We start from the raw sequence: 7,337 nt of genomic DNA on the forward strand, positions 1-7,337 counted from the left end.
CGCCACGGCCGCGATTGGCAGCGCCGCCACGGTTGTTGTTGCCGGCACCGCCGCGTGGCTGGCGGCCGCCTTCGGGGCGTTCGCCGGATGCGGTGGTGATTTCGATGTTCATCAGGCGCTCGATGTCGCGCAGCAGGCGGGCTTCATCGGGGGCGCAGAAGGCGATCGCAATGCCGTCACGGCCGGCACGCGCGGTGCGGCCGATGCGGTGAACGTAGGCGTCCGGTACTTCCGGTAGGTCGTAGTTGAAGACGTGGGTGACGCCAGGGATGTCGATGCCGCGAGCAGCAACGTCGGTGGCGACCAGAACACGGATCTCGTTGTCACGGAAGGCCTTGAGGGCGCGTTCGCGCTGGCCCTGGCTCTTGTTGCCGTGGATCGAGGCGACCTTGAAACCGATATGCTCGAGATGCTTGGAGAGCTTCTCGGCGCCGTGCTTGGTGCGCAGGAAAACCATGGCGCGGCCGGTCGGGTTTTCTTCGAGCGATTTCTTCAGAAGGTCCGTCTTGTCGTTCTTGCCGACCACGAAGTGGACGAACTGTTCGACCTTGTCGGCAGCCTTGCCCGGAGGCGTGACCGAAACCTGGACCGGGTCCTTGAGGAAGTCGGAGGCAAGATCGGCGATCGCCTTCGGCATGGTGGCCGAGAAGAGCAGGGTTTGGCGCTTGTTCGGCACCATTTTGGAAATCTTGCGCAGATCGTGGATGAAGCCGAGATCGAGCATCTGGTCGGCTTCGTCGAGAACGAGGTAACGCACGGCAGTCAGGCCGATGGCACGGCGGGCGATCAGGTCGAGCAGGCGGCCCGGGGTCGCGACGAGAATGTCGGTACCCTTTTCGAGCTGCAGCTGCTGCTTGTTGATCGAGGCGCCGCCGACAACGGCGTTGATCTTCATCGGGGTGCCGCGCACATAGCTCTTCAGGCTGGCGGCGATCTGGTTGACCAGTTCGCGGGTCGGAGCGAGGATGAGCGTACGGGTGGTGCGATTGTCAGGACGCTTCGGATCCTTGGCAAGCATTTCGATGATCGGGAGGCCGAATGCGGCGGTCTTGCCGGTGCCAGTCTGGGCAAGGCCGATCATGTCGCGGCCTTCGAGAAGCTGGGGGATCGCCTGGGCCTGGATCGGGGTCGGTGTTTCGTAACCGAGCGCAAAAAGAGTGGCTACGGTCTGCTTGGACAGACCAAGCTCGTGGAAATTCGTCAAGTCGAATACCTTTTCGGGGCGCCAAAAGCGTATCGCCGGACTGGCACCATGCCGTCCGGTCTGCCTTTGGCGTCAAGAACCCCGCGTGAAGTGGGAACTTGCAAGTTGGAAATTGCTCTCCAGCGCTTAAACCCTCCGGGATCGAGGGCGATCTATCTTTGCGCCTTGTTCCTTCTTCGCGGTGTCTTTAATGACGCGGGGCCAACTCACGCGGCGGCCGGAAGGTGAAAGCTGAAGCGCATTTGGTGGTTTTCCGGGCAAAAGTCAAGCAGATGTTTCGCACTCGCGAAATTGCGTAGCTTCCCGGCCGTGTCCGTAACCGCGCTCAGCGCGTCTGCAGCACAACAAAAAGCCTGCATCCGCCGGCGGCGGAAACAGGCTCCTTAAGGTTAGGCGATCGCCTGGCGATCAGCGCGAGCAGACTTCGACGCGATAAGGCTCGCCATAGCGGTTGCGGCGCCATTCGAGTTCGCAGACGGGTGGGTAGTCCCGGTAATAGGCGCGGCGGTAATAGACCGGCGGCGGAGGCGGGGGAGCGTAGTCGTATTCCGGCTCCACATATTCGGGCTCGGCGTAAGCCGGCCGCTGCGACCCTGCGATGATTGCGCCGCCGATGATGCCGCCAGCAAGGCCTGCTGCCACGCCCGGCCAGACATTGCGATGGCGGTCGCGGGCTTCTGCCGCCGGAGCCGTCGCCGTCAGGGCGCCCGCTACGGACAGTGCGGCGAGGCCGAGTGATATCGTCTTTTTCAGTGCCGACATGTTCTTTTCCTTTCCCTTTTTGTCCTCAAGGGGTGAAGAAATGGTCGCGCCCAAAGGCGGCGGATTGATGAAGACGATTTCCCGATAGTCTGAACGAACGTTCAGCTTCATGCCGCCTGCGGTTGATTTTTATCAAGCCTCAGCAATTGCCAATGTCGATTATGGCCGGATCGTGGCTATAACATGGAGAAGATTTGGCGGCGGAAATCGGGACTTTCTCCGAGTTGCTTTCGGATTAGCTCGGATCACTTACGCCATGCGGTTGGATGTCTGCGGATGTCGATGCCCGTCACGATCAATCACAGGCTGTATTGGCGCCCATATATAGGCGCTTCCGGTTGACAAATGCCAGAAATGATAAGTCGTACTGTTTCAACAACACGATGTTAACACTCGCTATGGTGTTATCAGTCGATTGGGAGACAAACGAATCGAGCCGGATATCGGCCGGCACGAGGAGCGGGGAAGGTGGACACGGAAAGCGAACTCTTGAAAACGGCGTGCGAGCGGATCAACGATCTTGCCGAACCCGCGTTCATCAAGGACAGCGCCCTTAGCTACGTGGCGGTGAATGCTGCCTATGCACGCCTTTTCGGCATGCATCCGAGCGAATTCGCCGGCAATACCAGCCGTGGCCTTGCAGGCGCGCTGGACGATGCCGACCGCAAGGAAAAGGAATGCCGGGCGATCGTTTTCGGTACCGACGAGACGGCGCTCTGTTTCGACCGCTCCGGCGTCGTCCGCCATGAAATTCATATCGAGCGTTTCCTGACGGAAGACGACCATACCTATCTGTTCGGCACGTTTGCGGCGGTACCGGGCGTTGCCGCCATTTCAGAGCCGAACAACGTTGCCCCGCTTGCCGTTGCATCACGCGCCGTCGTCCCGCCCCCCGGTGCCCCGGCCAGTGGTGCTACGGCCAACGCTGCAAAGCCGATCGCGCCGTTTTCGCCTTTCAACAACGCGCTTCTCGACGATGCCCTCGACATGCTCGAAATGGGTATCGGCATCTATGACAAGCACAACGTTCTGCTCTACTGCAATTCCCAGCTCATCAATCATTTTTCATCGATCTCGATCGATATCCAGCCGGGGATCACGCTCAACGATATTCTCGGATTTGCCTATGATCGCCGCCAGCGCGTGTCGCCGGCGAGCTTTGGTTCCGATGTGCCGAACAAGGACGCTTGGATAGCCGAGCGGATGAAACCGTTCGATCTTCCCTATTCCGAAAGCATCGACCAGCTTTCCGACGGACGCTGGCTGCGGAGCATCAACAAGCGTCTCGAAAACGGCCTGCTGATCGCCATCCGTCACGACGTGACCGATTTCAAGGAGCAGGAAATGCTCCTGCGCACCCATGTCTCGGAGACGGACCTGTTTCGCGCCGTCCTCGAAGACCTGCCGGTGCCCGTGTTCGTGCGCAACAGCGACCGCCAGCTCACCTATGCCAATGCCGCCTACGAGGCGATGCTGGGCAAGCCGAGAAGCCATTTCCTCGGCAAGACCGAAACGGAAATGTTCCCTGACGCGGCCGATCGTTTCCGTATCGAGAACGACCAGGTAATGACAGGCGAGGACATCGAGAAATCGGAGGACATCACCTTTCCCGACGGATCGGTCGTCCCGGTCATCACGCACCTGCGCCGGGTGACCACCAATGACGGCGCGCACAACCTCGTCGGCTCGCGCATGGACGTCTCCCGCATCAAGGAGGCGCAGAACAAGGCGGAGAAGATGGGCAAGGATCTGCAGACGATCCTGCACACCATGCCCGTCGGCGTGGCGATCCTCGACGAGCAGTTCCTGTTCGAATACGCCAACCCGGCCTTCTATTCCTTCTGGGATGCCGGAGAGCAGTTCGATCTGCCCGGCCGTTCCTATCGGGACTTCCTCAAGGTCAATTTCGACCACGGCATCTATAGCGGCTCGACGAGCAGCTTCGAGGAAATCTACCGGGAGCGCATCGCCGCCTTGACCGACGGTCAGGAGCGGCCTCCGATCGAGGTGAAAAGCCGCAGCGGCCTGGTGATTGTCATTTCCGGCACTCAGCTTTCCGGCGGCAAGATCCTGCTGAGCTACATGGACATCACGGCTGTCCGCAAGCGCGAGCAGGAGATCCAGGAGGCCCGTGCGGCGCTCGAAACCCACGGCGCGCTGATGCGCGACGCGACGAGCGCCATGTCGCAAGGGCTGCTCATCCTGCATGACGGCGAGATCATCTTCTCCAATGACGCGCTGCCGGCCATGCTCGACATGCCGGCCGAGATGGTGGGCGCCGGAGGCCTGTGGCGCGATCTCTTCCGCTATTGCGTCGAGCGCGGCGATCTCGGCACGTCCGAGGAAGCGGCGGCGACGCTGCAGGCCTGGGAAGACAATGTCGCAGCCGGCAAGCCGGTGTTTGCCGCCTTCCGCGTCGAGGGCCGCAAGTGGATCCAGGTCGAGGCAAAGCTGACCGGCAGCGACCATTGGCTGGCCGTCTTCACCGACGTCACGGAGATGAAGAGCCGCGAGGAAGAACTGACCCGCCTCCTGCAGCGCGCCGAGGCCGCCGACCGGGCGAAGTCGGAATTCCTCGCCAATATGAGCCACGAGATCCGCACCCCGATGAACGGCGTGCTCGGCATGGCGGAGCTGCTTGCCAAGTCCAATCTCGACACCCGCCAGAAGACCTTCATCGACATCATCGTCAAATCGGGCAATGCGCTTCTGACGATCATCAACGACATCCTCGACTTTTCCAAGATCGATGCCGGGCAGATGACGCTGCGCAAGGCGCCGTTCGACCCGGTCGAGGCGATCGAGGACGTGGCGACGCTTTTATCCTCGTCCGCTGCCGAGAAGGATATCGAACTCATCGTGCGCGGCGACGTCTCGATCCGCGAGACGGTGATGGGCGACGCGGGGCGTTTCCGCCAGATCATCACCAATCTCGTCGGCAACGCGGTAAAATTCACCGAAAAGGGGCATGTCTTCATCGACCTGAGGTCGGAGGCAAAAGGCCCCGGCGAGATGATGCTGTCGATCCGCATCGAGGATACCGGCCTCGGCATTCCCGAAGAGAAACTGAAATCGGTGTTCGAGAAATTCTCGCAGGTCGACACGTCCTCGACGCGCCGCCACGAAGGCACCGGCCTGGGGCTGGCGATCACCGCCGGCCTCACCGAACTCTTCGGCGGTTATATCGACGTGACGAGCGAAGTCGGTCGCGGCTCGGTCTTCACCGTGCACCTGCCGTTCCAGGTGGTCAGCGAGCGCAACGTCCTGACGACCTTGCCGATCAACACTAGCGGCGCCCGCATCCTCGTTGTCGACGACAATGCCGTCAACCGCCGCATCCTCACCGAACAGCTTACCATGTGGGGGTTCGACACGGTCGCAGCCGACGGCGGCGCCGAGGGGCTGGCGATCCTCAGCGAGGCCGCCCGTATCGGCGTCACTGTCGATGCTATCGTGCTCGACTACCACATGCCGGAGATGAACGGCCTGGACTTCGCCAAGCAGCTCCGGCGTGATCCGCGCTTCGACGGAACCGGCGTGGTTTTCCTGACCTCGATGGACATGGCCGGCGACGACAGCATGTTCGCCGCCCTCAACATCCAGGCGCATCTGATGAAGCCGGCACGCGCCAACCTGCTGCGCAGCACGATCATCGACGTCGTCCGCTCGATCCGCACCAAGCGCCGGGCAGTCGAAGCGGAGCAAGCGGCCGGTCGGACTCAGACGGCCGTGCGGCCCCTGGCGCCGGTTGCAGCACCCAAGCTGGTTGCTTCGGCGCCAGTGATTGCCGAACAGCCGGTGGTCCCGGTCTCCACGCCGCCCATGCAGGCGGCGCCGACGCTCGACGTGCTGGTCGCCGAGGACAACGAGGTCAACCAGATCGTCTTTACCCAGATCCTGCAGACCACCGGCTGGCTGTTCCAGATCGTCAAGAACGGTGCGGAAGCGGTCGAAGCGTGGAAAAAGCACGATCCGGCGGTCATCATCATGGACGTTTCGATGCCGGTCATGAACGGCCATCAGGCGACCCAGAAAATCCGCGAGCTCGAACAGGAGACCGGCACCCATACGCCGATCATCGGCGTCACGGCGCATGCGCTCGAAAGCGACCGCGAACTCTGCTTCCAGGTCGGCATGGACGATTACCTCTCCAAGCCGATCAGTCCGGAGGCATTGGAAACCAAGGTCCGCAACTGGCTCGGCGGTGCGATCGTGAGCTCGGTGTCGAACTGAGCCGGCGTTTCCGGCTCTCAACGCTCTCACCTCGGCAATGTCGGCGCACATCCCCGCTCCGAAGAACTGGCAATACTGCTGACGCGGCGGCAGAACGTAGCGGGCGGTCAGTATCGCGCTGCCCTGGCGGTTGCGTCGCCGATGCGGGAAGTTGGCGGAGCGGGCACCGTGGCCGCAGTGATCCGCATCTGTACGCTGCCTGTCGTCGGGTGAAACGCGATCCAGCGCGCCAGGTCATCGCCGAGGCTGGAATCGACAAGCTTGATGCCTTCCGCCTGAAGGAAGCGCCTGGCGAACGCGGCGTTCAGCAATCCGGGATCGTAGCCGCTGCATTTGCGGGTGCGGCCGCCAAACAGCTTGGCCCGAAGGTTCCGGCGTTCCGCGCCAAGACTGCACAGGTCGTCGACAAGCGCACGCATGGCCAGATCGCCGTAGCGTTCCGGATGCTGGATGATCTCCAGTCCGCCGCTCGTGGGCAGGATGAAATGGTTCATCCCGCCGATGCTGGTGGTGGTGTCGTAGATGCAGGCCGAGACGCAGGACCCGAGAACGGTCATCAGCACGGTATCGGGATCGGCCGACACCGCATATTGGCCGCCAATGACATGGATATGGTGGGAGTCCGTGAAGTTCATCTGATGCTCTGATCCCGTGTATGTGAAAAATATTTTCACGCAAAAGTATGAAAGCGGGACGCGCGCGGGAGAGACCAACAATGAGTGGCGAGAAATACGGTCTTATACGGTTTTCGTAATTTCGGCAGGGTGCGAGCGACAGGTTTTCCGTTCAGGGACCGTTAAGCTCGGCACCTGCATTGTCCGGCAATACCCGAGCCCCTTTTGCCGCTTTCAGGCGCAGCTCGGTGGAAACGGAGACGCTTGTGATGAAGAAGATGATTGTCTCGGCGCTGATTCTGGCCGCTACCTGCACCAGCGTCCTGTTGCCGGCCGGTGAAGCCTCGGCCCAGCAGTGGGACAGACACTACGACCGATACGATCGATATGATCGCCGTGACCCGCCGCGCAGGCATCATAACAACGATGGCGCGCTGATTGCCGGAGGTTTGGCCGCGGGCGTCATCGGCGGCCTGATCGGCGGGGCTCTCGCCAGTGACAGCGGGCCGCGTTACATCGATCCG

4 protein-coding genes and 1 pseudogene are annotated in these 7,337 nt (G+C 61.6%); 2 read left to right on the forward strand and 3 right to left on the reverse strand.

What is annotated here, in order from left to right; all coding sequences use genetic code 11:
* Together MOV61_RS26875 and MOV61_RS26880 are read right to left on the reverse strand one after the other, a co-directional pair.
* Positions 1-1,204, reverse strand: a 1,204-nt coding sequence (locus MOV61_RS26875) for a DEAD/DEAH box helicase (RefSeq protein ID WP_247138770.1), incomplete at its 3' end; no start/stop codon positions are given.
* 408 nt (positions 1,205-1,612) lie between these two features.
* Complete coding sequence (locus MOV61_RS26880; protein WP_038593768.1) at positions 1,613-1,966, reverse strand: hypothetical protein; 354 nt, start codon at positions 1,964-1,966, stop codon at positions 1,613-1,615.
* Positions 1,967-2,434: 468 nt separating this feature from the next.
* Between MOV61_RS26880 and MOV61_RS26885 the strand changes: the two genes are divergently transcribed.
* Positions 2,435-6,199: a response regulator gene (locus MOV61_RS26885; RefSeq protein ID WP_247138771.1), complete on the forward strand. Its 3,765-nt coding sequence runs from the start codon at positions 2,435-2,437 to the stop codon at positions 6,197-6,199.
* Between the two features lie 107 nt (positions 6,200-6,306).
* Here the strand turns inward: MOV61_RS26885 and MOV61_RS26890 are convergent, their stop codons facing one another.
* Positions 6,307-6,834, reverse strand: coding sequence for a chemotaxis protein CheD (locus MOV61_RS26890; RefSeq protein ID WP_247138772.1), 528 nt, complete (start codon positions 6,832-6,834; stop codon positions 6,307-6,309).
* Between the two features lie 248 nt (positions 6,835-7,082).
* Between MOV61_RS26890 and MOV61_RS26895 the strand changes: the two are divergent.
* Positions 7,083-7,337: pseudogene (locus MOV61_RS26895) on the forward strand (hypothetical protein); the annotation flags it as partial.

This window comes from Neorhizobium sp. BETTINA12A (assembly GCF_023006485.1).
In the GTDB taxonomy this organism is placed as follows: Bacteria; Pseudomonadota; Alphaproteobacteria; order Rhizobiales; family Rhizobiaceae; genus Neorhizobium.